This is a genomic window from Arthrobacter sp., from assembly GCF_031179985.1.
Classification (GTDB): Bacteria; Actinomycetota; Actinomycetes; order Actinomycetales; family Micrococcaceae; genus Arthrobacter.
The window spans coordinates 22,775-43,689 of the sequence record NZ_JAPSHJ010000006.1; the positions used below are offsets into that span (position 1 = coordinate 22,775).

The 20,915-nt window shown below is 62.7% G+C and carries 22 protein-coding genes; 8 read left to right on the plus strand and 14 right to left on the minus strand.

The window, feature by feature from the left end:
* The first annotated feature begins 660 nt into the window (after nt 1–660).
* Nucleotides 661–987, plus strand: a complete 327-nt coding sequence (locus RIN13_RS04375) for a metalloregulator ArsR/SmtB family transcription factor (protein WP_309106118.1) — start codon at nt 661–663, stop codon at nt 985–987.
* Nucleotides 987–1,622, plus strand: a complete 636-nt coding sequence (locus tag RIN13_RS04380; protein ID WP_309106119.1) for a cation transporter — start codon at nt 987–989, stop codon at nt 1,620–1,622. The genes RIN13_RS04375 and RIN13_RS04380 overlap by 1 nt, the downstream gene beginning before the upstream one ends.
* Nucleotides 1,623–1,646: 24 nt before the next feature.
* Here RIN13_RS04380 and RIN13_RS04385 read toward each other — a convergent pair whose 3' ends face one another.
* The 4 genes from RIN13_RS04385 to RIN13_RS04400 all read right to left on the minus strand — a co-directional run bounded on the left by RIN13_RS04385 (nt 1,647) and on the right by RIN13_RS04400 (nt 4,395).
* Nucleotides 1,647–2,492 (minus strand): HNH endonuclease, encoded by an 846-nt coding sequence (locus tag RIN13_RS04385; protein WP_309106120.1) that lies wholly within the window; start codon nt 2,490–2,492, stop codon nt 1,647–1,649.
* A 74-nt stretch (nt 2,493–2,566) separates the two neighbouring features.
* The gene (locus RIN13_RS04390; protein ID WP_309106121.1) at nt 2,567–3,187 is read right to left on the minus strand and encodes an L-threonylcarbamoyladenylate synthase; all 621 of its coding nucleotides are present in this window, start codon (nt 3,185–3,187) and stop codon (nt 2,567–2,569) included.
* Nucleotides 3,188–3,261: 74 nt separating this feature from the next.
* Nucleotides 3,262–3,690 (minus strand): DUF1761 domain-containing protein, encoded by a 429-nt coding sequence (locus RIN13_RS04395; protein ID WP_309106122.1) that lies wholly within the window; start codon nt 3,688–3,690, stop codon nt 3,262–3,264.
* Nucleotides 3,691–3,933: 243 nt separating this feature from the next.
* Nucleotides 3,934–4,395 carry a DUF4383 domain-containing protein gene (locus RIN13_RS04400; protein WP_309106123.1) on the minus strand — a complete coding sequence of 154 codons (462 nt, stop codon included), beginning with the start codon at nt 4,393–4,395 and terminating at the stop codon, nt 3,934–3,936.
* 145 nt (nt 4,396–4,540) lie between these two features.
* Between RIN13_RS04400 and RIN13_RS04405 the strand changes: the two genes are divergently transcribed.
* Together RIN13_RS04405 and RIN13_RS04410 are read left to right on the plus strand one after the other, a co-directional pair.
* Entirely contained in the window at nt 4,541–5,140 is a 600-nt protein-coding gene (locus RIN13_RS04405) for a hypothetical protein (protein ID WP_309106124.1), read from the plus strand.
* A gap of 60 nt (nt 5,141–5,200) precedes the next feature.
* Nucleotides 5,201–6,514, plus strand: a complete 1,314-nt coding sequence (locus RIN13_RS04410) for a DUF6350 family protein (RefSeq protein WP_309106125.1) — start codon at nt 5,201–5,203, stop codon at nt 6,512–6,514.
* A 44-nt stretch (nt 6,515–6,558) separates the two neighbouring features.
* Here the strand turns inward: RIN13_RS04410 and RIN13_RS04415 are convergent, their stop codons facing one another.
* Nucleotides 6,559–6,984: a hypothetical protein gene (locus tag RIN13_RS04415; RefSeq protein WP_309106126.1), complete on the minus strand. Its 426-nt coding sequence runs from the start codon at nt 6,982–6,984 to the stop codon at nt 6,559–6,561.
* A gap of 38 nt (nt 6,985–7,022) precedes the next feature.
* Here RIN13_RS04415 and purN point away from each other — a divergent pair, with 38 nt between their 5' ends.
* Complete coding sequence (purN, locus tag RIN13_RS04420; RefSeq protein ID WP_309106127.1) at nt 7,023–7,616, plus strand: phosphoribosylglycinamide formyltransferase; 594 nt, start codon at nt 7,023–7,025, stop codon at nt 7,614–7,616.
* 16 nt (nt 7,617–7,632) lie between these two features.
* On the opposite strand, the gene RIN13_RS04425 is transcribed toward purN, so the two are convergent.
* The gene (locus RIN13_RS04425; RefSeq protein ID WP_309106216.1) at nt 7,633–8,340 is read right to left on the minus strand and encodes an alpha/beta fold hydrolase; all 708 of its coding nucleotides are present in this window, start codon (nt 8,338–8,340) and stop codon (nt 7,633–7,635) included.
* Nucleotides 8,341–8,397: 57 nt separating this feature from the next.
* On the minus strand, nt 8,398–9,750 hold the full coding sequence (locus RIN13_RS04430) for an MFS transporter (RefSeq protein ID WP_309106128.1): 1,353 nt from the start codon (nt 9,748–9,750) through the stop codon (nt 8,398–8,400).
* Between the two features lie 165 nt (nt 9,751–9,915).
* Here RIN13_RS04430 and purH point away from each other — a divergent pair, with 165 nt between their 5' ends.
* Complete coding sequence (gene purH / locus RIN13_RS04435; protein ID WP_309106129.1) at nt 9,916–11,586, plus strand: bifunctional phosphoribosylaminoimidazolecarboxamide formyltransferase/IMP cyclohydrolase; 1,671 nt, start codon at nt 9,916–9,918, stop codon at nt 11,584–11,586.
* Nucleotides 11,587–11,677: 91 nt separating this feature from the next.
* On the opposite strand, the gene RIN13_RS04440 is transcribed toward purH, so the two are convergent.
* From RIN13_RS04440 to RIN13_RS04470, 7 genes are all read right to left on the minus strand, one after another.
* Nucleotides 11,678–11,890 carry a hypothetical protein gene (locus RIN13_RS04440; RefSeq protein ID WP_309106130.1) on the minus strand — a complete coding sequence of 71 codons (213 nt, stop codon included), beginning with the start codon at nt 11,888–11,890 and terminating at the stop codon, nt 11,678–11,680.
* Nucleotides 11,871–12,848 carry a hypothetical protein gene (locus tag RIN13_RS04445; protein ID WP_309106131.1) on the minus strand — a complete coding sequence of 326 codons (978 nt, stop codon included), beginning with the start codon at nt 12,846–12,848 and terminating at the stop codon, nt 11,871–11,873. Before RIN13_RS04445 ends, RIN13_RS04440 begins: the two co-directional genes overlap by 20 nt.
* A 160-nt stretch (nt 12,849–13,008) precedes the next feature.
* Entirely contained in the window at nt 13,009–14,385 is a 1,377-nt protein-coding gene (locus RIN13_RS04450) for an alpha/beta hydrolase (protein WP_309106132.1), read from the minus strand.
* 61 nt (nt 14,386–14,446) lie between these two features.
* On the minus strand, nt 14,447–15,280 hold the full coding sequence (locus RIN13_RS04455; RefSeq protein ID WP_309106133.1) for an ABC transporter ATP-binding protein: 834 nt from the start codon (nt 15,278–15,280) through the stop codon (nt 14,447–14,449).
* Nucleotides 15,270–16,043, minus strand: coding sequence for an ABC transporter permease subunit (locus RIN13_RS04460; protein WP_309106134.1), 774 nt, complete (start codon nt 16,041–16,043; stop codon nt 15,270–15,272). The genes RIN13_RS04455 and RIN13_RS04460 overlap by 11 nt, the downstream gene beginning before the upstream one ends.
* The gene (locus RIN13_RS04465) at nt 16,040–16,858 is read right to left on the minus strand and encodes an ABC transporter permease (protein WP_309106135.1); all 819 of its coding nucleotides are present in this window, start codon (nt 16,856–16,858) and stop codon (nt 16,040–16,042) included. The genes RIN13_RS04460 and RIN13_RS04465 overlap by 4 nt, the downstream gene beginning before the upstream one ends.
* A complete protein-coding gene (locus tag RIN13_RS04470) occupies nt 16,855–17,859 on the minus strand; it encodes an ABC transporter substrate-binding protein (protein ID WP_309106136.1) in 1,005 nt (334 codons plus the stop codon). Before RIN13_RS04470 ends, RIN13_RS04465 begins: the two co-directional genes overlap by 4 nt.
* Before the next feature lie 160 nt (nt 17,860–18,019).
* Between RIN13_RS04470 and RIN13_RS04475 the strand changes: the two genes are divergently transcribed.
* Together RIN13_RS04475 and RIN13_RS04480 are read left to right on the plus strand one after the other, a co-directional pair.
* Nucleotides 18,020–18,490 (plus strand): MarR family winged helix-turn-helix transcriptional regulator, encoded by a 471-nt coding sequence (locus RIN13_RS04475; RefSeq protein WP_309106137.1) that lies wholly within the window; start codon nt 18,020–18,022, stop codon nt 18,488–18,490.
* 152 nt (nt 18,491–18,642) lie between these two features.
* Nucleotides 18,643–20,862: an NADP-dependent isocitrate dehydrogenase gene (locus RIN13_RS04480; RefSeq protein ID WP_309106138.1), complete on the plus strand. Its 2,220-nt coding sequence runs from the start codon at nt 18,643–18,645 to the stop codon at nt 20,860–20,862.
* Nucleotides 20,863–20,915: the final 53 nt, after the last annotated feature.

Consider the following 20,915-nt stretch of genomic DNA (forward strand, 5'->3'; position numbering starts at 1 on the left):
ATCCTCACCCCTCAACCGTGCTGGCGGCGGCTTACCCTGCGGGGGAGGGAGCGTGTCGGCGAGGGGAAGATTGGGTTAACAGGATCTGCTGCCGACCGGAATGTGTGACTTTTAGGGCTGTGCCCGGAAAGAGTTCCCCCGCAATCCAGGGGCCGGCGTGGGCAGCCACGCTCAGAAGTTACGCATTTCGGGCATGCGGGCCTCAGCTTCCTGGCCTGGTGATGGATATGTTTCCGCTACCGGAGCTCTGTCGAAGGCAGTCCGCGATACGCTCAGCGTCATATTGTGTCGCTTCTTCCTTGAACTTGATGCTCAAGTGCGTGGATGGCAGATTCGCGCTTTCAATTGATTCTTCGATAGTGGGATCTTCCAAACACTGGCCTAGCGGCCCTATGCCCTTCGCGTCGAACAGGCTCACGAACCAGCGGTCAGACGTTCCGGTGGTGATGCCTGTTTGGCCGGGCCCGATTCCGCAGGCTGCCAAGGCAAGGGGCAAAAGGCACGAACCCAGCAATTGATGTGTCCGCCGCTTCAATTTGAGGCTCGTCATTTTTTACCCCCCATTATTGATGGCACTATTCCACATCGCTGGGGACAGGTGAAGCGACATGTACTGTACAGCTTTGCGTGAATCCAGCCAGCCCTGTACGTTTGACTGTCATGGAAACACTGACGCACTCGGCTGTGCTGGCCAGATTCGGGTATGCCTTGTCTGACCCAACACGGGCCAAGATCCTGCTGGCGTTGCGGGAGGCTCCTGCCTATCCGAGTGACCTTGCCGAGCTGATCGGTGTCAGCCGCCAAAGCATGTCGAACCACCTGACCTGCCTGCGCGGATGCGGTCTGGTGGTTTCCGTCCCCGAGGGCCGCAAGGCGAAGTATGAACTGGCGGACCCCAAACTGGGCCACGCCCTCACCGACCTTCTCGGCGTTGTTGCCGTGGCGCCGGAGTGCAGCTGCGGCGGCGACTTGAAGGACTGCTGCTGATGAGCGCCGGGGCACTGCACCCGCCGGCACCCACCGTGGAGCGCCGGGCCGTCCTGTCCCGCAGGATCAGGATTTTTGTCGCGGCAACAATCACCTACAACATCATCGAAGCAGTGGTCGCCATCAGTGCGGGAACGCTGGCTTCTTCAGCAGCCCTTGTGGCCTTCGGTCTTGATTCCGTCGTCGAAGTTCTTTCCGCGGCCGCTGTTGCCTGGCAGTTCGCCGCGCCGGACCCGGAGGCCAGGGAGAAGACGGCTCTGAGGCTCGTTGCCTTCTCGTTCTTCGCGCTCGCCGCCATCGTGACCATCGATTCATCCCGCAGCCTGCTGGGCTTCGCCGAACCGCAGCATTCGCCGGTTGGCATCGCCTTGGCAGCCGTGAGCCTGGCTGTTATGCCCCTGCTTTCCTGGGCCCAGCGCCGTGCGGGCCGGGAACTGGGATCCAGATCTGCCGTGGCCGATTCCAAGCAAACACTGCTGTGCACCTACCTTTCGGCGGTCCTGCTCGCCGGACTGGTCCTGAACAGCACTCTGGGCTGGACCTGGGCTGACCCCATCGCTGCCTTGGTCATCGCGGGTGTTGCGATCAAGGAAGGCCGTGAAGCCTTGCGCGGCGACTCCTGCTGCGCTCACTGATGGCTACAGCTAAGGCGGGTACGGCTAAGGCGGGCCGAGGATCCGGCGCGCCTCGTTCTGCGCCTCCAGCTCCTCAGGGGTCAGGGTCTGGCCCGCCAGGAAACCGGCGCCAGAGATGATCCTTCGCAGCTCGGCCACCGTGCGCGGGATGCTCACACCGTGATGGGCCATCGCATGGCAATTGGCGCAGAGGGGAACCAGATCTGTCACCGGATCCAGTTCGTAGTCCGCCCCGAGCCGTGGGATCGGAACGATGTGGTGGACGTGGATGAAGTCCTTCCCGATCTCGCCATACGTGATTTCGAAAGAGAAACCGCAGGCGGCGCAGGCGGTGCCGTGATGGGCCAGGCACGCACGCCGGGCTTCCGGATGCCTCTCATAGCGGTTCACCTCGACCCTGCTGACAGCCTCTCCCGGGTATGTCCCAGGCGCAGGAAGGGTGGGGTCGGCGATCGGCGGCGGGCCCAACTCGCTCCACAGCAGACGGACTTTCAGCTCCTCGGACGGCTCGATGGTGAGTCCGGAACCAGAAACGCCCTCCCAGGCCACACCCGGGGCCGCATCCAGGAGTATCTCCGGGGCAATCTGCTCACCGAAAGGCAGGAAGGCATCGAAGGCGACATCAACGCTGAGGGACGCCTCGCCTTCAACCGCGTACGGTTCTGAGAGTATTCTGCCGTGACCGATGAGCCCCCGGCCCGGGCGGCCCTGCAGAAGAAGCCAAGCGTCTGCACCGAAGGGGATGTCCTGGTTCCCGCCCACACTCCAGCTGCGCAGGAACTGGCCCGTTTCGGTCACCTGCTTCCTGACGGCCTCATAGTCCCAGTCGTGCCAACGATCCGGATTCCAGGCCAGGATAACGGCTGTCATGGCTTAACTCTCCGCTGCCTCTGATCCAACTCTGCCGCTGATTGGCCGCTGTTCCTCAGCGAGACCGGGGCGCCCTACTCGAACCGGGAGGGATCGCCTGCTCCGCGCCGCACAACTTCCGCGGTTCCTCCCGAAAAGTCCACCACCGTCGTAGGCTCCGTTCCGCAGTCACCGGAATCTATGACCGCATCAACTTCGTTGTCCAGGCGTTCCTTGATTTCCCAGCCCTGGGTGAGCGGCTCCGCCTGGTCCGGCAGCAGCAGCGTGCTGGTCAGTAAAGGTTCCCCCAGCTCGGCCAGGAGAGCGTGGACAAACCTGTGATTCGGGATCCGGACGCCTACCGTCTTCTTTTTCGGATGCAGGAGACGGCGGGGAACCTCCCGGGTGGCGGGAAGAATGAAGGTGAAGCTGCCCGGCGTCACGGCTTTGATCTGGCGGAAGACGTCGTTGCCGATGTTCACGAACTGGCCCAGCTGTGCGAAGTCGCTGCACACCAGGGTGAAGTGATGCTTGCTGTCCAGCTGGCGGATGGTGCGGATCCGGTCCAGCGCCTCTTTATTGCCCAGCTGTGCACCGAGGGCGTAGCAGGAGTCCGTGGGGTAAGCGATGAGCCCGCCGTCCCGGAGCAAGTCCACTACCTGGTTGATGGCGCGCGGCTGGGGGTCCTCAGGATGAACATCAAAGAATCTGGCCATGGCACGAGCTTACGGCTGAGCCGCGGTTACGGGCAGGGGGACACGATGGGCCAACCACGCAGGAGGGAGAACAGTCAGGCGCCGCTGATGCCAAAGAGTCCGATGATGAGGGCCATAACCAGGATGGTTACAAGTTCGTGGGCGCAATTCAGCACAGTCAGTCCGGCCGGCCGGTTATCGAAGGCATCGTGGGTGATGAAGCGGGCAGCGGTGAAACCCGCCCACAGAATAGCGCCGGTGATCAGGGAGTTGGCGAGGAAACTGCCGCCGTAAAAATCCTGGGCAATGGCCACCGAACCGGCCAGAACCCAGGCCGTTACGAAGCTGACCACGAGTGTGATCGCGATGGGCCGGATGGCGTCCCTTGAGTTCCCGCTGGGTTTGACGTTGGCCGTCTTCATCCAGTAATTGCCGAAGACCTTGGGCGTGTACCAGACCGAGCCAACAACCATGCTGGAAAGCGTGGCCAACAGTACGGCCCAAAAGTTGATCTCTGGAATCATGGCTTGCTCCTTGGATTCGATCTGTATTCGACAACTGCCAAATTCACACGACGTCGGACTTACTACCCTGCATAACCCTCATGGTGACTCATTCGGAAGTCTATCCATGGACACACAAAAGTCGGTGCAGTTGCCTGCGGGATTCGCAGAACAACTGCACCGACCGGTAGTTACGAACATTTCAGATTGCTATGAATCTTTCCTCATTCGCGGCTCCTTATTCCCGGCTTACGAATATCCGGGTTACCTGCGGTCCTCGGCCAGATGCCGGGAGAGAATCCAGCCGGCGCCAATCATCAAAAGACCCAACACCATGAAGGTCCAGTTGTCAGGGGTATTCAGCGACAGGAAATTGGCCGCCGAATCCACTCCGACACTAAGCCCGTAAATGCTGAGAACAATGTACAACGCACCAAATCCCATCAGGAAGTTCCGGGCGCCCATACCGCTGCGGCACATTCCCAAACCAATACCACCGACAACCAGATGCACGATATTGAGCAGCATGGAAACCTGGAACAGGTTAAGGAACATCGCTTGCGAATCGGGTCCAAAGAACCTTAGTTCGTCGTACTGCGTGGTGATACCCGGGATAAAGCCCAGGATGCCGACCACGATCAAGAGGATACCAACACCCATGCCCACGTTCTGGACGTCTGTTCGTCCAAAATGTATGCCGTGAGCATGTGGGGATGCGGTAGTCATTTTCTGCCTCCAACCACTGTCTTGCGGACACTTCATTTTACGGCGGGTAGACGCAAAAAGCGCTGTGTGGCGCCTCGTTTGCATCGCCCGATGGGTACCTCTGCCCAGCGACAGATCCGGTCTCCTCTGCTGGTATGGGAATACTATGAGCCCTCTCAACAGCCTCGCAAAGACCATCCTCACAGCAGCCGTGCTGCTGCTTACTGCCGGGTGCAGCGTTGCGGTTCCGGAGAGCCGGGCGCCCGAGCTGGGTGCCCTCCGGGTTGCTGATGGGAGTCCAGCCGGAAGCACGGCGGCTCCGGCGCTCAACCGTGCCGAGCAGCTCCTGCAAAAGGTGAACGTCCAGCCCTGGCAGAAGGACATGCCGGTGGTGGTGCAATCGGGCAACAAGGACATGCAGTGCTCCATCAGCGCCGACGCCGCCGCGTGCCACCTGCTGAGCGACGTGGTGCCCAGGCCCGTCGATGTCCGGGGGTACTGCGAGGGGGACAGCCAGTACCACGGGGGCTACGCCGTGGTGACGGTCGACGCCGGTGCACGGTACGGGCTCTGTGGCGACGGGATCTCACCGATGGAGGCGGAGAACATGGCCGGACCGGAGTTCCCCGGGCCGTGGCTGCAGGACGGTGAGGCCGTCCGAGTGGGCAGTATGGTGTGTGAGCGGACACCCGGCGCCGTCACGTGCGCCCACCTGCGGACCGGCCATGGATTCCTGATCAGCGTGGACAATTACGAACTCTGGTAGTTGCCTGCGGTGCCTGTCGAAACCGGGGGAAGTGCCCCCTGCATGGCACGATGGAACACGATGAAACTGCGCGCTGATCAGACTGGAGAACGTGGCCTTCCCATGCCCTTGTGGCTGCAGGGAGCGCTCGAATCGGCGCAGGCAGCCATCATTTCAGCGCTGGTGGTGATTGCACCCATCGTGGCTGTTTGGGTCACGTCCGGCTTCCAAAACTCCGGTTTCGAGGTCCTGGCCCGCTTGGCAGGACAGGCATGGCTATTGATTCACGGGGTGCCGCTGCACCTCACAACCGTTGAAGGGTCTGTGGCAAACCAGGCCGACGGCGGCACGCTCTCCTTGATTCCCTTGGGGCTGACCCTCATCCCGTTCCTGCTCGCCTGGCGCGCAGGACGCCGCCTCGCCAGGGCCTCCTACACCGACCAGCTGTGGCAGGCTCTGCTGGGCTCCTGGTTGATATACGGAGCGTTCGGAGCCGCTACCGGTTTCGTGTGCCGTACTGCAGACGTCGGGATCAACCTCTGGTTCGCTGCCCTGATACCGCTTGTCCCTTTCGCACTGGGCATGGTGGTTGGCGCGCGCCGGGAAGCCGGGTCCTGGAGCCGGCTGATCGGCGTCGACGCTGTGGCCTGGATCTCGCGGACCAGCCAGCATTCCCGCTGGGCAGGAACCTATGTGGCATCAGTGGTCAAGGCCGCCACAGTGGCAGTTATTGCCGCCTTCGCGCTGTCCTCGGCGCTGCTCGCTGCGAATCTGCTGATCCATTGGGACCTGATCATCGCCGTGTATGAAGGGCTCGACGCCGGGGCGATCGGCGGTGCCGTGCTCACCATTGCGCAACTGGGATACCTGCCCAACCTCGCCGTTTATGCGCTCGCCTGGACGTCCGGCTCGGGCTTTGCCCTCGGAGTAGGATCCCAGGCAGGGCCGCTGGCCACCGCCGTGGGTCCCTTGCCGTCCATCCCCGTTTTCGCTGCCCTGCCTGCGGGCTACCTCGAGTATGGGTTTGTGGCACTTGTGGTGCCTGTACTGGCAGGGATCCTTGGTGGATGGTGGTTCTTGCGGGCAGGGGAGAACCACTTCGATGAATGGCTGGCCATTAAGATCCGGGCCCGTTGGTTCACTGCGACCGTTTCCACGCTCGCCCTGGGGGTCATGATCGGCGCGGTGGCTGGAGTCCTGGCAGGTGCATTGGCCTGGCTGGCTCGCGGTTCCGCCGGAATGGGCCGTCTCACCGACATCGGCCCTGACCCAATGTGGACGGCAGTCTGGCTGGCAGCGGAAGTGGGCACCGGCGTCGTGATCGGTTACGCGGCGGGACCCTGGCTGGAACGGCAGCAGAACGTCCCGGAAGAAGATCTGCAAAGCGCTGTTTAGCGCCTTTCCCCTCCGCGTCATCCGCTTACCGCAACTCGAGGCGGTCAGGACATCCCGGGCAGCTTGTTCTCCAGTTCCGTGCGGCATTCAGAGGTGGCCCGCTGGGTCAGGGCTTCACGCTGGCACTGCTGGAAGTCGCTGAACTGGTTGAAGAACGCGCCCACCATAAGGAGCACCATGACCATGACGCCGGAAACCAGCAGCCCGGTGATGACCCCGAACAGCACCAGCTTGGATTCCTTCCGCGTGATGGCGCGGATCAATACGATGATCCCCAGCGCGAGGCTGGCTGCTGTAAGAATGGCCGACAGCCAGACGTAGGCGATATCCAGCTGGATCACGAAGAGGGACCCCAGGACCACCACGATAAAAAGGCGGAAGAGGGTGTGCGTCTTGGCGAGCGAAGCCTGCGCGGCCTCGCTGAGCGGCTGCCCGGCGCGCTGCATGCCGGGATCCTGTGTGGGGTTCATGTTTTCAAGCCTACGCGAGCGGCCCCTAAGCTAGAGCCATGCGTATCGTAGTCCTCGTTTCCGGCACCGGCTCCAATCTCCAGGCCGTCATCGACGCCGTCACGGCAGGCGAGCTGGATGTCGAGATTGCCGCTGTGGGTGCGGACCGTCCCGGCACCTACGGCGTGGAACGCTCAGCCGCAGCTGGGATCGATACCTTTGTGGTCGATTTCAAGGCTTACTCCGACCGTGCTGAATGGAATGCGGCGCTGACTCACGCCGTCGCCGCTTACAACCCGGACGTTGTGGTGTCCTCGGGTTTCATGCGCATTGTGAGCCCGGGATTCATCGAGGCGTTCGAGGGCAAATACCTCAACACCCATCCCGCCCTGCTGCCCGCTTTTCCGGGAGCCCATGGGGTGCGCGATGCCATGGCCTACGGCGTGAAGGTTACGGGCTGCACTGTTCACTGGGCTGACGCGGGGGTGGACACAGGCCCCATTATCGCCCAGGAGGCCGTGGCCATCGAGGACGGCGATACCGAAGAGAGCCTCCACGAGCGCATCAAGCTGGTGGAGCGACGGCTGCTGGTGTCCACTCTGGCCGTGCTGGCAGCCGAGCACAAGACCGGCCAACTGGCGCCCCGCAGCTAAACAACCGGGCTTTCACTCACAAGGCCGAGCCCGGGCGGGCGAAGCGATCCAGGACTTCCAGCACCGTTTCGACCATGCCTGGATGACCGGTACCGTGACCGGCCTCATCGATCAAGTGGAGTTCGGCGTCCGGCCATGCCTGGGCGACGTGCCAGGCGATATCTGCCGGGCCGCTGATGTCCAAGCGGCCGTGCACCAGTGCACCCCGGATGCCGGCCAGTTTCCCCGCCTCACGGATCAGGGCGCCATCCTCAAGCCAGGCAGCGTGGCGCCAGTAATGAGTGACCAACCGGGCGAACACCATCCGGAAATGGGGATCTTTATACCGCGCGTCCGGCCGGTAATTCGGGTGGGTTGCGACATGCGTGTCCTCCCAGCGGCACCAGTCCTTGGCCGCCTGTTCGCGTACCAGAGGGTCCGGATCCTCCAGGAGCCTGCTATAGGCCTCGACGAGGCTTCCGTCGCGGTCTTCGGCCGGAACGCCGTCGCGGAACAGGGACCACTCGGCTGGAAAGACGCGGCCCATATCCCGCGTAACCCAGTCCACCTCACGCCGCGAAGTGTTGGTGACACTGAAAAGCACCATTTCAGACACGTGGTCCGGATGGGTTTCGGCATAAGCCAGGCCGAGAGTCGCACCCCATGAACCGCCCAGCACCAGCCACTTGTCGATGCCAAGATGCACGCGCAGCTGTTCGATATCCCGGAGTGCAGCCGGAGCCAGGTCCGCCGGTGCGCCTCGCTCAGGTCGGAAAGGGTGGGACCGGGGAAGAACGGGCGCCTATTCCAGCCGGCGCTGTTTCGTCTCAGGGGAGAAGAACACCATCCACAGCACGGCCAGCACCACGGGCCCGCCTGCCAGGGCGAACGACGAAGCCAGCCCCAGCTCCGGCCAGAAGTAGCTCGCGAAGATCAGCGGGCCCAGGCCTGCCCCCACTCGTGAGAACGTGGACGCCCAGCCGAAGCCGCTCCCGCGCAGCTCCGTGGGGTACAGCTCGGACACGTAGGTGTACAGGACTGGGATGGCCACCTGCACCACAAAACCGAAGGCCAGCAGCCAGAACACCGCAGCCGAGGGAATGTCCACCACAAACGCCACAATCACCAGGATCAGAGCCGATAACGGCCCGGTGATGGCGAGGATCCATTTGCGGCCCGCGTGCTCGACGAGCGCTGCCGCCACCACTACACCGAGAAGCCCGACGGCGGCCATTCCCGCCGTCGTCAGGAACGCCTTGTACTCCTCGAAGCCGGCGCCGATCAGGATCCGGGGCATCCAGGTCAACGACAGGTAGTACACCAGCAGGATGCTGAAGAACAAAGCCCAGGCCGCCGTCGTGATTTTCCAGTTGAACTGCCAGACGAGGCGCAGCTGCTGCCAGGCGCTGCCGGCGGAAAGCCGTGGAGCTGCCTGGGCATCCGGAAGGCTGTAGGCGCGCTGCTCCGCGCCGGTTGCGAGCACGAGGTCGTCGATGACCTTTGCGGCTTCCTCGCGCCTGCCTTTGCGGATCAGGAACAGCGGGGATTCGGGGACGCTGCGGCGGACCCAGAACACGAGGAGCGCCGGCAGCACCATGACGAGCATGGTGAGTCGCCAGTCCGCGAAGACAGCGATCAGGCCTGCGGAGACAAATCCACATAGCGCCGCACCGATAGGCCACCAGCCGTCCATGGCGGTGAGGACCTTGCCGCGCTGCTTCCGGGGTGTGAACTCACCCACCAGCGCGTAGTCCACTGGTATGCAGCCCCCCAGCCCGAAGCCGGCCATAAACCGGAAGACGCAGAACCACACGAAATCCGGGGAGAAGGCGCCCAGGACGGTGAAGAGCGAGAAGATCAGGAGGGTCGCGGTGAAGGCCTTCTTGCGGCCGATCGTGTCGGCGATGGTGCCCCAGGCGAAAGCACCGAGGGCCATGCCGATGAGGTTGGCGGTGCCGATCCATGCGGCTTCACCGGGAGCCAGCGCCCAGTGCGTTGAGAGGAGCGGAATGAGGACTCCGTTGAGGGTCACATCCCAGGCATCGAACATAAAGCCCAGGCCGCCGATCAGGAAGATCCGGCCCTGCACTTTCCAACGCCACGGCAGTTCCTGGACCACCTGTTCGCCGCTGGGCACAGTGGTGTAAGTATTCATCTCTCGGCCTCCTCCAAGGAGAACTTTACGTTGCGGTTCAGGCCGCCATGAGCCATCCCCCGGAACGGCTGGGAGTGCGTTTGTTCACACTCCGGCGGGCACGCGGCGCAGGTCCCGCAACACGATAAACTGGCTTCATCCCACCCACATACGACGGAGACTTTTGTGAGCTTCACGCAGCTTGACCGTGTTCCCATCCGCCGAGCCCTCATCTCGGTCTACGACAAAACCGGCCTGGAGGAGCTCGCACAGGGCCTGCACGCAGCAGGCGTCACCCTCGTCTCCACCGGCTCCACCGCCAAGAAGATCGCCGCCGCAGGCATCCCGGTGAAGGAAGTCGAAGAAGTCACCGGTTCGCCGGAAATGCTGGACGGCCGCGTCAAGACCCTGCACCCCCGCGTGCACGGCGGCATTCTCGCCGACCGCCGGGTTCCGGCCCACATGGAAACCCTTGCCGGCATGGAGATAGAAACCTTCGACCTCGTCGTCGTGAACCTCTACCCCTTCGTGGAGACCGTGAAGTCCGGCGCAGCACCGGACGACGTCGTGGAGCAGATCGACATCGGTGGCCCCGCCATGGTGCGTTCGGCCGCGAAGAATCACGCCGCCGTCGCTATTGTGGTTGACCCCAAGTTCTACGGGGACGTCGTTGCCGCCGCAGCCGACGGCGGTTTCGACCTGAAGACCCGGCGCCGCCTGGCCGCCAAGGCCTTCGCGCACACCGCCTCCTACGACAATGCGGTGGCCACCTGGACCGCCAGCCAGTTCCTGGATGAAGACGGCGACGGCGTGATCGACTGGCCCGCCTACGCCGGCCTTTCCCTTGAACGCTCCGAGGTGCTGCGGTACGGCGAAAACCCGCACCAGCAGGCCGCACTCTACGTGGACAAGGCTGCCCCCGCCGGCATCGCCCAGGCGGACCAGCTGCACGGCAAGGCCATGAGTTACAACAACTTCGTGGACGCCGATGCCGCTCTCCGCGCCGCCTACGATTTCGCCGAGCCTGCCGTCGCCATCATCAAGCACGCCAACCCGTGCGGTGTCGCCGTCGGTTCCGCCGATTCGGCTGACCCGCTCGCCGACGCCCATGCCAAGGCCCACGCCTGCGATCCAGTGTCCGCATTCGGTGGCGTAATCGCCGCCAACCGTACCGTAACTGCAGGCATGGCCAAGACCGTCGCAGGCATCTTTACCGAAGTTGTCATCGCTCCGGGCTTCGAGCCGGAAGCCGTGGAAATCCTCGCCAAAAAGAAGAACATCCGCCTGCTGGCGCTGCCGGAGGGTTACGGCCGCTACCCGAGCGAAATCCGCCAGGTTTCCGGCGGCGTCCTCGTCCAGGTCACCGACAAGGTGGACGCCGACGGCGACAACCCCGCCAACTGGACCCTCGCCGCCGGTGAGGCCGCCGACGGGAAGACCCTGGCCGACCTCGCCTTCGCCTGGACCGCTTGCCGTGCAGCCAAGTCCAACGCCATCCTGATCGCCTCCGACGGTGCCGCCGTCGGCATCGGCATGGGTCAGGTCAACCGGCTCGATTCCTGCCGCCTGGCCGTCGAGCGGGCCAACACACTGGGTGTTTCGGTGGAGTCCGAGGTTGACGGTGCCGGCGGCGCCTCAAATGCTGACGCCACCGGAGCACCGGAACGTGCCCGCGGGGCCGTCGCTGCTTCGGACGCTTTTTTCCCTTTCGCTGACGGCCTGCAGATCCTGATCGACGCCGGCGTCCGCGCCGTGGTCCAGCCCGGCGGCTCCGTCCGGGACGACGAGGTCATTGCCGCAGCCAACGCCGCCGGCATCACGATGTACTTCACCGGCGCCCGCCACTTCTTCCACTAAGACAGCACCGGGCACCCCCCGGGGAACAGAACGACGGCGACTGCCCCTCCGCGGGGACGGTCGCCGTCGTCGTATTTTCAGTTGTTTGACGTCAGTCGCGTTCCGTGTCCGCCTCATCCGGAAACTGATCCTCATCAGCGCCGCCTCGCGGACCGGGCGCCTCAAGCGTCCGCCCTGCCGGCCCGGCTTTAGCCATCCGTTCGGGAGTCCAATACTCGAGGATCTCCTCAGGAGTTTCCTCGACGTGATGGGACGTTACCGGGGGACCGCCGGAGTCGCTTGCGTCAGTTGGCTGATGAGGCATCCGAGTACGCCTGCTGGATGACTGATCCCCAGTACGGGCCGTACATGATGGGGTACTTCTTGCCGTAGCCGTAGCTGTTGACGGAGTTTTGGACCCCGCCGGACCCTGAGCCGATGAACCACGGGCCGCCTGAGGACCCGCCGGTCATGTCACAGGAAATGCCCTGGGAGTTGAACTGCGGGTTGAAAGGATCGTCGCTGGCGGTTCCGGTGCAGCTCACAAGCGATGTGCCGTCGAAGGGTTTGGCGGCGGGGTAGCCGTACGAGGTGTAGCTCAGTCCGCGGGGAGCGTTGAACTCGACACCAGAGGCTCCAACGGTATCCGTCAGGGTCTTGCCGTTAACAGGCGCGACGACGGCGAACCCGGTGTCGTACTGCATGTCGCCTGCAGAGTACCACTGGGTGGGTGCATGCAGGGAGGTGGCAGCGAACTTGCCGTACGGTGCCGCTCCGTCCAGATAGGCAGGAACGAAGACGAAGTTGGTGGCGAAGGCTCCGGGGCCTTCGTTGAGGCAATGGCCTGCGGTGGATACAGTGCTTTCGTTCGCGGACGCCACGGAGTTGCCCGAGCAGACATAGTTCCCGCTGGGCAGAGTGAAGAAGACCTTCCCGATGTGGGATACGGGGGCTTCATAGGTATGCAGGCTGGGTTTGCTCGGCGCTGCCTGGCTGGAAATTTTGGTGCTCGAGCCCCTCTCCACAGTGTCCGCGCTGGACTTGTTGCCCCGGGCCAGGGCCTTGTTAGCCAGAACGTCGCCAGGGATGGCATTGCGCATCCGCTCCGCGGTCCAGTATTCGGCGGCACCTGAAGCAGTAACAGCCTTGCTTGTTACGCCGCTCGAACCGCCTTTGTCCACAGCGGCAGGGGCAGCCGTGGCCAGGCCTCCGGCCGACATAACAAGGAGCGCTGCAGCCGAAAGGCCGAGCAGGCTCGTGGCGAGAGACCTGGATGTTTTCATGATGTTCCTAATCCGTTTGGAAGAGCGGCCCCCAATTGAGGGCCGCTCCCGAGTGGTGAGGTTGAACTTATCCAGATATGACACTTTTGTAAATGAAAAATACGGGACTTGTGGCATCCGCCCGCCTAGTATTTGCGCGGTGGAGTCAGCGGCGGTGGCGTTAACTGCGGTCGTTGATGAACTCGTCCGGGCGGTATTGAATGAAGTCCGCCTCGCCGAGGCCCAGGGATTCACCGCGTTGATCAATGACGGCGGCCTTCGCGAGATTGCCCCAGTGCCCGTCGTCGAGGCGTTCATTCATTGTCTCTACAGCCGCCACCGTTTCCGCGATGGTGAAGGAACAGTGCCCGGTCCGCTCCACATAGGTCTGCCGGAGCAGCGGGCCGGCCTGGGCGCCGCGCACCGTCTCGGCGTACTCCTCCATGTACTCCACAGGAGCCAGAATGTCGGCCAGGGTGTGCATGGTGAGTACGGGAACCTGCAGATCGCCCTGCGGAATGGACGTGCGTTGCATCCATTCCAACGCCCCGGCGTCGGGTTCAATGTCGGCGCTTTGAGTCAGGAGGGAAAGATCTGCCGAAAGGTCCAGCGCAGCTTCGCGGTACAGGGAATCAACCTGTGCCTTCATCGCGGAATGCTGGAACAGCCTGCCATAATCCACTCCTGCGTTCCAGCCGCTGTCGCCGTTGGCCGCGTTGACAATGGAAGCCCGTGCCCCGACGACGAACGGAATGGTTCCCAGCAGCCAGTTATATTGCGCAGCCTGCTGGGCCTGGTAGTCCTTGCTGCCTGGGGCGGCAGTGCCGGTGAACCAGGTGGGAGTGTTCATAAAAGCGGCGCTGAGCGCTATCCGCGCCCGTCCTTCCGGCGTCTGCTGCGCCTGCTGAACTGCTGCGTTGAGCTTGTTGATGGTGACTCCCGACTCCGCGCCGGTGCGGAAGCCGGTCAGCTGGACCTCCTGACCGGGAAGCAACAGTTGGGCCAGGGCATGCAATCCGTCGAGTTGGTAGTTGTTCAGGTTCACCCCACCGCCCAGAAGCCCGCAGGTGCTGACCACGCCGTCGACGCCGGAATCCGGCGCCTCTGCAATGAGACTGCTCACCAGACCGCCCATTGAGGTTCCGAAGGCTATGGTTCTCGTTGGTGTCGCCACCTCCTCCGAGAAGGCCTCCAACGTTCCCAGTTGATCCTCGACGGCGGTTTCCAGGGCCCAGCCCGCGGTTGCATAAGACGAGGATGCAACGGCATATCCACGGTCCATAAGAGCATCGGCCGTCGGCTCGAACCCGCCGTCCCAGGCAGGATTGGCTGGGCCCGGCCGGAAGCCGTGGCTGTACAGCACCACAGCACCGTTCCAGTCGGCGGGTACCTCTGCGGCCCATTGGGCGCCGCTCGGCAGGGTCCCTCCTGTAACTGTGCCTCCTGCACCAGTGCCTCCGTGGAGAGTCGCGGCGGGGAGCTGTTCGAAAGCTGCCCCCGCCGGAGCCGCAGCCATCGCCAAGGAGGTCGCAATACCCAAGGACTTCAATACAAACATGTGGTTCCTTCCATTCCTGCGTCTTTGCAGGGTCTTCGGTTCAGGAGGTTCGGTTTCGAGGTCAGGAAACGACCGCGGCAGCGGGGCGGTGGCCTTTCTTGGCGAGTTGGATTTGTTCGTAGACGTGGTGGCGCAGTTCGGTGAACCGGGGCAGCGCACGTGTGTTCAGCTGGTCGCGGTCTTCTGGGAGATCGATGATGATGTCTTCCTGGACGACGGTGGGGGAGCTGGAAAGGATGATGACGCGCTCGCCGAGGTAGACGGACTCGTCAATGTCGTGGGTGACGAAGAGGACGGTCACCCGGAGTTTCTTCCAGACGGTGCGGATGAGGTCTTCGAGGTCTGCCCGGGTTTGCGCGTCGACGGCGGCGAAGGGTTCGTCCATGAGGAGCACTTCAGGTTGGTACGCGACGGCGCGGGCGATCGCCACACGTTGCTGCATGCCCCCGGAAAGTTGCCAAGGGTAGGAGTGGGGGACGTGGGCCAGGCCGACGGCCTCGAGAGCTTCGTCTACAAGATGGTCACGTTCAGCTTTGGGGACACCGTGGTTTTTCAGCGGCAACTCGACGTTCTGGCGGACTCGCATCCAAGGGAAAAGCGAGCGGCCGTATTCCTGGAATACCACCGCCATTTTCTTCGGCGGGCCAACCACTCGGGTGCCGTTTAGGAGGACTTCGCCTTCGGTGGGGGCCATAAGTCCGGAAATGCATTTGAGGAGCGTGGTTTTGCCGGAGCCGGAAGGGCCTACCAGGCAGGCCAGCTCGCCGGGCCGGAGGTCGAAGGTGAGATTCCGGACGGCCTCGACGTCGCCGCCGTCGGTCTTGTAGACCTTTTTCAGATCCCGGACGGACAGCATCGGCTGGTCCTTCACAGCAGGTTTCTCATTAACCAGCATTTTCTACCTCTTTCTGACCGTGGTACCAGCGCAGAACACGCCTTTCAGTCCACTGGAAGATGAATGACATGGCCACGCCGATCAGGCCCAGGACGATGATGCCGGACCACATTTCAGGGATGGCGAAGGAACGCTGGAACTGGACAATCGTGAAGCCCAGCCCCGAGGACGAGGCGAACATTTCAGAGATGACCATCAGGATCAGCCCGATGGACAGGCACTGGCGGATGCCTGCCATGATCTGGGGACTTGCCGAAGGAAGCACGAGATACCTCACCCGTGCCCAGCCGGCAACACCGTACGTCCGTGCAGAATCCGATAGAACACCGTCAACCGCGCGGACTCCTTCAATGGTGTTCAGGAGCACGGGCCAGATGCAGCCGGAGATGATGACCACAACCTTCATCGAGTCCGTGATGCCCATCAGCAGCATCAGCACTGGAACGAGCACGGGTGGGGGGACGGCACGGAAGAATTCCAGAGTGGGTTCCAGCAATGCACGGAGCCACTTGACCGATCCGATCAGCAGTCCTGCCGCTATCCCGATCCCGATCGCTGCTGCAACCCCGGCGAGCAGCCGTCCCAAACTCGGGAGGACATCGGAGAGGATGCGTTCCCCGAACCAGACCTCACCGAACGTGTCCATGAGGATTCCAGGCGCGGGGAAGAAAAAGTTGGGCCGTCCCAGGGTGGCGGCCCACCAGATAAGTATCAGCAGGAGCGGCAGCCCCACCAGATAAGCCAGTGACTTCAGCCAGGTCATAGCACCACCTCCGAACGGACTGATGAGTGCCAGGACAACGTCTTCTTTTCGATGAACCGCATGAGCATGTTGATGATGACGCCGATCAGCCCTGTTGCGAGCACCAGGGCGTACATGCCGGAAATTGCGCCGCCGGACTGGGCCAAGGCTATTTCCCGGCCCAGTCCCGGGGATCCGATGACGAGCTCCGCCGTGATCGCCAGGATCAGCGCGACGGAGGCAGCGAGGCGGACGCCGGTCATGAGGTAAGGCAGGGCGGTGGGAAACACCACATAGCGGATCCTCGCCATTCGCCCCAGCCCATAGGACTTGGCTGTGTTGTTGGCCACCAGGTCGATATCGGCCACTCCGTAGAGGACCTGGATGAAGACCTGCCAGAAGGACGCATAGACGATCAGCATGAGCGACGACTCGATTTTCACGCCGAACATCAGCACCGCCAGGGGGATCAGCGCCACCGACGGGATGGGACGCAGGAATTCGACGCTGGAGCTGGTCGCTCTCGCCAGGAAAGCGGATGAACCGATCAGAAAGCCAAGAACAAGGGCTGCAGCAACTGCCATCAGCAAGCCGACGAACCAGGCAATCATCGTTTCCCCAACGCTCAGCCAAAAGGCGGTCAACCCAAAGGCCCGGAAAAGCTCCGCCATCACCTCACTTGCCGGCGGCAGGAACCTCGGTTCAATGATTCCCGCCCGCGGGATCAGCTCCCACGTCAGCAGGAACCCCAGGATGCCCGCGAGGCCAAGGAACTGCTGGACCGGCACCGTGCGCCGTGACTGAGGAGTCCCTTGAGCCGTCACTTGAGCAGTCATTTGACGGTCATCGTGGCGACGTCGGGTTCCTTGTCCACGTAGTTGTACTTCACCATCAGGGAACCGAGGTCCGACAGCACAGCGGCGGGAACTTCGCCGTCGAACTCTTCCATCTTCAGCTTCTGGGCGACGGCCGCGTCCATGTTCATGAACTTCGGAAGGAGCGCACGGACCTGGTCCGGATTCTGTTCAGCCTTGGCCAGCGTCTCTTCCATGGCTTCCTTGAAGGACTTCACGATATCGGCATTCTGCTGGGCAAAGTTGCCGCTGGTGAAGCTGACCATGGTGGGCAGCCCGGGAAGGGCCGTCTGGTTGGGATAGCCGACCAGCGCGTTCTTGGTATCCGCGAGTGCCTTTCCCAGGAACGGCTGAGGCAGCCAGGCTGCGTCCACCGAGCCGCGCTCGAGCTGGGCCTGCATGTCCGGGAACGGCATCTCGACAAACTTGATCTTGGCAGGATCGGCACCTGCCTTTGCTGCGCTTTCCATGATGGTCAGGTCACCTTGAGTCTTCAACGTGTTAACGGCGACAGTCTTGCCCTCCAGGTCTGCAAAGGACGCAATTCCGGAAGCCTTCACGGCGATAACGCCGTTGACGTCCTCGCCTTCAGCCTTGGAATTGCTGAAGCCGGTAACGATCTTCATGTCGAGGCCCTTGTTCACGGCGAGCATCACGGAGAGAGGATTTCCGACCGAGAAGTTCATGGTTCCGGTGGAGACCGCCGGCAGCATAGCTGCTCCCCCCTGCCCGGTCTGGAGTTCGACGGCGAGGCCGTGGTCAGCGAAGATGCCTTCGTCAATGCCGTACTGGACGGCGACGGAGGGTGCGATGGACAGGACACCGACGGTGACCTTCTTGAGGTCCCCGCCTGCGGCGGCCGCTGCACTGGGGGCCGTGCCTGCCGTGCCGGCCGGGGTGGAAAGCGAGCCGGAACCGCAGCCCGTAAGGGCCAGGGCGGCGAAGGCGCTGGCGGCGAGCAGTTTAGCGAGGTGCCTTTTCATTTTCTTTGACTCTTCCTTGAGTTCCATGACTGGCTTGATGCCCGAGTGAGCTGCACCACAGTGGACGTATCTATGTCAGCCCGAATAGTTGAAAATGTCAATAGTTCTATTTTTCTGCTAACTGCGTGATCGTGGCAGCTATCAACTATAGGATTGAGCAATGACCCAGCCCTCCACCACAGAGATCCCGCCGCCCGAAGGCCTCGAGCGGCTGTTGGGAAGCCCCCTCGTAACCGAGATCGAATTCCTGACGGCGCGTGCACGGGCGCTGGGGAGTGCAAAGGCCAACGCGCTGCTGGCGCCACTGGACCTGAAGATCAGGTCGTATGCGGTGCTGTCGCTGGCTTGCAGCGGCGCTGCGCCGTCACAACGCGAACTCGCTGAATTCCTGCTGCTGGATCCGAGCCAGATCGTGGCCCTGGTGGACGGGCTGGAACAACGGGGGCTGGTCAAGCGGGAAACTGACCCTCAGGATCGCCGCTCCAAGGTCATCAAAGGCACAGCCAAGGGTCGGCGGCTGCTTGCCCAGGCGGCCGCGGCCACGCAGCAGGCAGAAGACCAGGCCATGGGTAATCTCAGCCCGACTGAACGTGCCCAGCTCAGGGACCTGCTGCGCCGAATTGCTTTCTAAGCCAGGCGTTGCCGGGTTCAGGCGGCCGCGTGACGGTAACGCAAGTGCTTTTGGACACAGGCGTGGGCGCCAACCTCGCGTCCTCGGGTAAGTTAGACCTGTTGAAATAACACACGACTCCAGCTATACGCATACACCAGGGAGACACCTGAATGGCCAAGATTATCTATACCCACACTGACGAAGCGCCCATGCTGGCCACCTATTCGTTCTTGCCTGTGATTGAAGCGTTTGCTTCGACTGCCGGTGTGGAAGTGGAGACCCGGGACATCTCGCTCTCTGGTCGTATCATCGCCGCGTTCGGGGACTTCCTCGCTGACGAGCAGCGCATCAATGACGATCTCGCCGAACTCGGCGCGCTGGCAAAGACCCCCGAAGCAAACATCATCAAACTCCCCAACATCAGTGCGTCATTGCCGCAGCTGAAGGCCGCCATCGCGGAACTGCAGGGCAAGGGCTATCAGCTCCCGGATTACCCGGACAACCCCGCCTCGGACGAAGAGACGGACATCCGGTCCCGCTACGACAAGATCAAGGGTTCGGCAGTGAACCCGGTCCTGCGCGAAGGCAACTCGGACCGCCGGGCTCCGCTCTCGGTGAAAAACTACGCGCGCCAAAACCCTCACTCCATGGGTGCCTGGAGCCCCGACTCGAAAACCAACGTTGCTCACATGGAAGCCGATGATTTCCGCTCCAACGAGAAGTCTGTGGTTATCCCTGCCAACGGCACGCTCCAGATCCAGCAGGTCCGTGAAGACGGCACTGTCAAGGTACTCAAGAAGGCCTTCCCCGTCCTTGCCGGCGAGGTCATTGACGGTACGGTCATGCGTGCGGCTGCCCTGGACGAGTTCCTGGCTGCCCAGGTTGCCCGCGCCAGGGAAGAGGGCGTGCTCTTCTCCGCTCACCTGAAGGCCACCATGATGAAGGTCTCCGACCCCATCATCTTCGGCCACGTAGTGAAGGCCTACTTCTCGGAACTGTTCGAGACATACGGCAAGCAACTGACCGCCGCAGGCATCAACCCCAACAACGGCCTCGCGGCTATCCTGAACGGGCTCGAAAACCTCCCCGAGGACGTCCGTGAAGGCGTTCAGGCTGCCATCAGGAAGGGCCTGGAAGAAGGCCCCGCGCTGGCCATGGTTGATTCCGACAAGGGCATCACCAGCCTCCACGTTCCCAGCGACATCATCGTGGACGCCTCCATGCCTGCCATGATCCGCTCCTCCGGCCACATGTGGGGACCGGACGGCAAGGAAGCGGACACGCTGGCGGTCCTGCCTGACAGCTCCTACGCAGGCATCTACCAGGTTGTCCTGGACGACTGCCGCGCACACGGTGCCTTCGATCCCACCACCATGGGTACCGTTCCCAACGTAGGCCTCATGGCCCAGGCCGCCGAGGAATACGGCAGCCACGACAAGACCTTCGAAGTCCAGGCCGCCGGCACCATGCAGCTCGTGGACGGCGAAGGCAACGTCCTGATCGAACACCAGGTATTCCCCGGCGATATCTGGCGCGCCTGCCAGACCAAGGACGTGCCCATCCGCGACTGGGTCAAGCTCGCCGTCACCCGGGCCCGTGCCTCACAGACGCCCGCAGTTTTCTGGTTGGACGAAACCCGCGCCCACGATGCAAACCTGATCGCAAAGGTCCGGGAGTATCTGCAGGACTTCGACACTGAGGGCCTGCAGATCGAAATCATGTCTCCGGAGAAAGCCACCGCCTTCACCCTGGAGCGCATCCGCAAGGGCGAGGACACCATCTCCGTCACCGGAAACGTCCTCCGCGACTACCTCACGGACCTGTTCCCGATTCTCGAACTCGGTACGAGCGCCAAAATGCTGTCCATCGTTCCGCTCATCAACGGCGGAGGCCTCTTTGAAACCGGAGCCGGCGGGTCTGCCCCCAAGCACGTCCAGCAGCTCCTGAAAGAAAACCACCTGCGGTGGGACAGCCTTGGAGAGTTCCTCGCCCTTGCCGTCAGCTTCGAGCACCTTGCCACAAGCACAGGCAATGCCCGTGCCCAGGTGTTGGCCGACACCCTGGACCGCGCCACCGGTACTTTCCTGCTGGAAAACAAGTCCCCGAGCCGCCGCGTAGGGGAAATCGACAACCGTGGCAGCCACTTCTTCCTGGCTCAGTTTTGGGCCCGTGAACTGGCGAAGCAGACCGACGACGCCGAGCTCGCCGAGTCCTTCATCTCGATCGCCGAGGCGCTGACGTCCAACGAGGACGCCATCGTAGGCGAGCTGCTCGCTGTCCAGGGTTCACCCGTGGACATCGGCGGCTACTACCGCCCCGATGTTGAGAAGGTAGCCGCCGTCATGCGTCCTTCTGCCAAGTTCAACGAAGTCCTCGCCGCGCTGAAGTAGCCCGGCCGGGTTGATAACGAAAAACGCCTCGCTGCTCCTTGGGAGCAGCGAGG

Bases quoted from the DNA above. Each gene is read 5' to 3' on its own strand.
- RIN13_RS04395 (WP_309106122.1), bottom strand. From the start codon at position 3,690: ATGATTCCAGAGATCAACTTTTGGGCCGTACTGTTGGCCACGCTTTCC.
- RIN13_RS04385 (WP_309106120.1), bottom strand. From the start codon at position 2,492: ATGACAGCCGTTATCCTGGCCTGGAATCCGGATCGTTGGCACGACTGG.
- RIN13_RS04475 (WP_309106137.1), top strand. From the start codon at position 18,020: ATGACCCAGCCCTCCACCACAGAGATCCCGCCGCCCGAAGGCCTCGAG.
- RIN13_RS04450 (WP_309106132.1), bottom strand. From the start codon at position 14,385: ATGTTTGTATTGAAGTCCTTGGGTATTGCGACCTCCTTGGCGATGGCT.
- purN (WP_309106127.1), top strand. From the start codon at position 7,023: ATGCGTATCGTAGTCCTCGTTTCCGGCACCGGCTCCAATCTCCAGGCC.
- RIN13_RS04460 (WP_309106134.1), bottom strand. From the start codon at position 16,043: ATGACCTGGCTGAAGTCACTGGCTTATCTGGTGGGGCTGCCGCTCCTG.
- RIN13_RS04410 (WP_309106125.1), top strand. From the start codon at position 5,201: ATGAAACTGCGCGCTGATCAGACTGGAGAACGTGGCCTTCCCATGCCC.
- RIN13_RS04430 (WP_309106128.1), bottom strand. From the start codon at position 9,750: ATGAATACTTACACCACTGTGCCCAGCGGCGAACAGGTGGTCCAGGAA.
- RIN13_RS04380 (WP_309106119.1), top strand. From the start codon at position 987: ATGAGCGCCGGGGCACTGCACCCGCCGGCACCCACCGTGGAGCGCCGG.
- RIN13_RS04400 (WP_309106123.1), bottom strand. From the start codon at position 4,395: ATGACTACCGCATCCCCACATGCTCACGGCATACATTTTGGACGAACA.
- RIN13_RS04375 (WP_309106118.1), top strand. From the start codon at position 661: ATGGAAACACTGACGCACTCGGCTGTGCTGGCCAGATTCGGGTATGCC.
- RIN13_RS04480 (WP_309106138.1), top strand. From the start codon at position 18,643: ATGGCCAAGATTATCTATACCCACACTGACGAAGCGCCCATGCTGGCC.
- RIN13_RS04465 (WP_309106135.1), bottom strand. From the start codon at position 16,858: ATGACTGCTCAAGTGACGGCTCAAGGGACTCCTCAGTCACGGCGCACG.
- RIN13_RS04455 (WP_309106133.1), bottom strand. From the start codon at position 15,280: ATGCTGGTTAATGAGAAACCTGCTGTGAAGGACCAGCCGATGCTGTCC.
- RIN13_RS04470 (WP_309106136.1), bottom strand. From the start codon at position 17,859: ATGAAAAGGCACCTCGCTAAACTGCTCGCCGCCAGCGCCTTCGCCGCC.
- RIN13_RS04415 (WP_309106126.1), bottom strand. From the start codon at position 6,984: ATGAACCCCACACAGGATCCCGGCATGCAGCGCGCCGGGCAGCCGCTC.
- RIN13_RS04445 (WP_309106131.1), bottom strand. From the start codon at position 12,848: ATGAAAACATCCAGGTCTCTCGCCACGAGCCTGCTCGGCCTTTCGGCT.
- RIN13_RS04405 (WP_309106124.1), top strand. From the start codon at position 4,541: ATGAGCCCTCTCAACAGCCTCGCAAAGACCATCCTCACAGCAGCCGTG.
- RIN13_RS04390 (WP_309106121.1), bottom strand. From the start codon at position 3,187: ATGGCCAGATTCTTTGATGTTCATCCTGAGGACCCCCAGCCGCGCGCC.
- RIN13_RS04440 (WP_309106130.1), bottom strand. From the start codon at position 11,890: ATGCCTCATCAGCCAACTGACGCAAGCGACTCCGGCGGTCCCCCGGTA.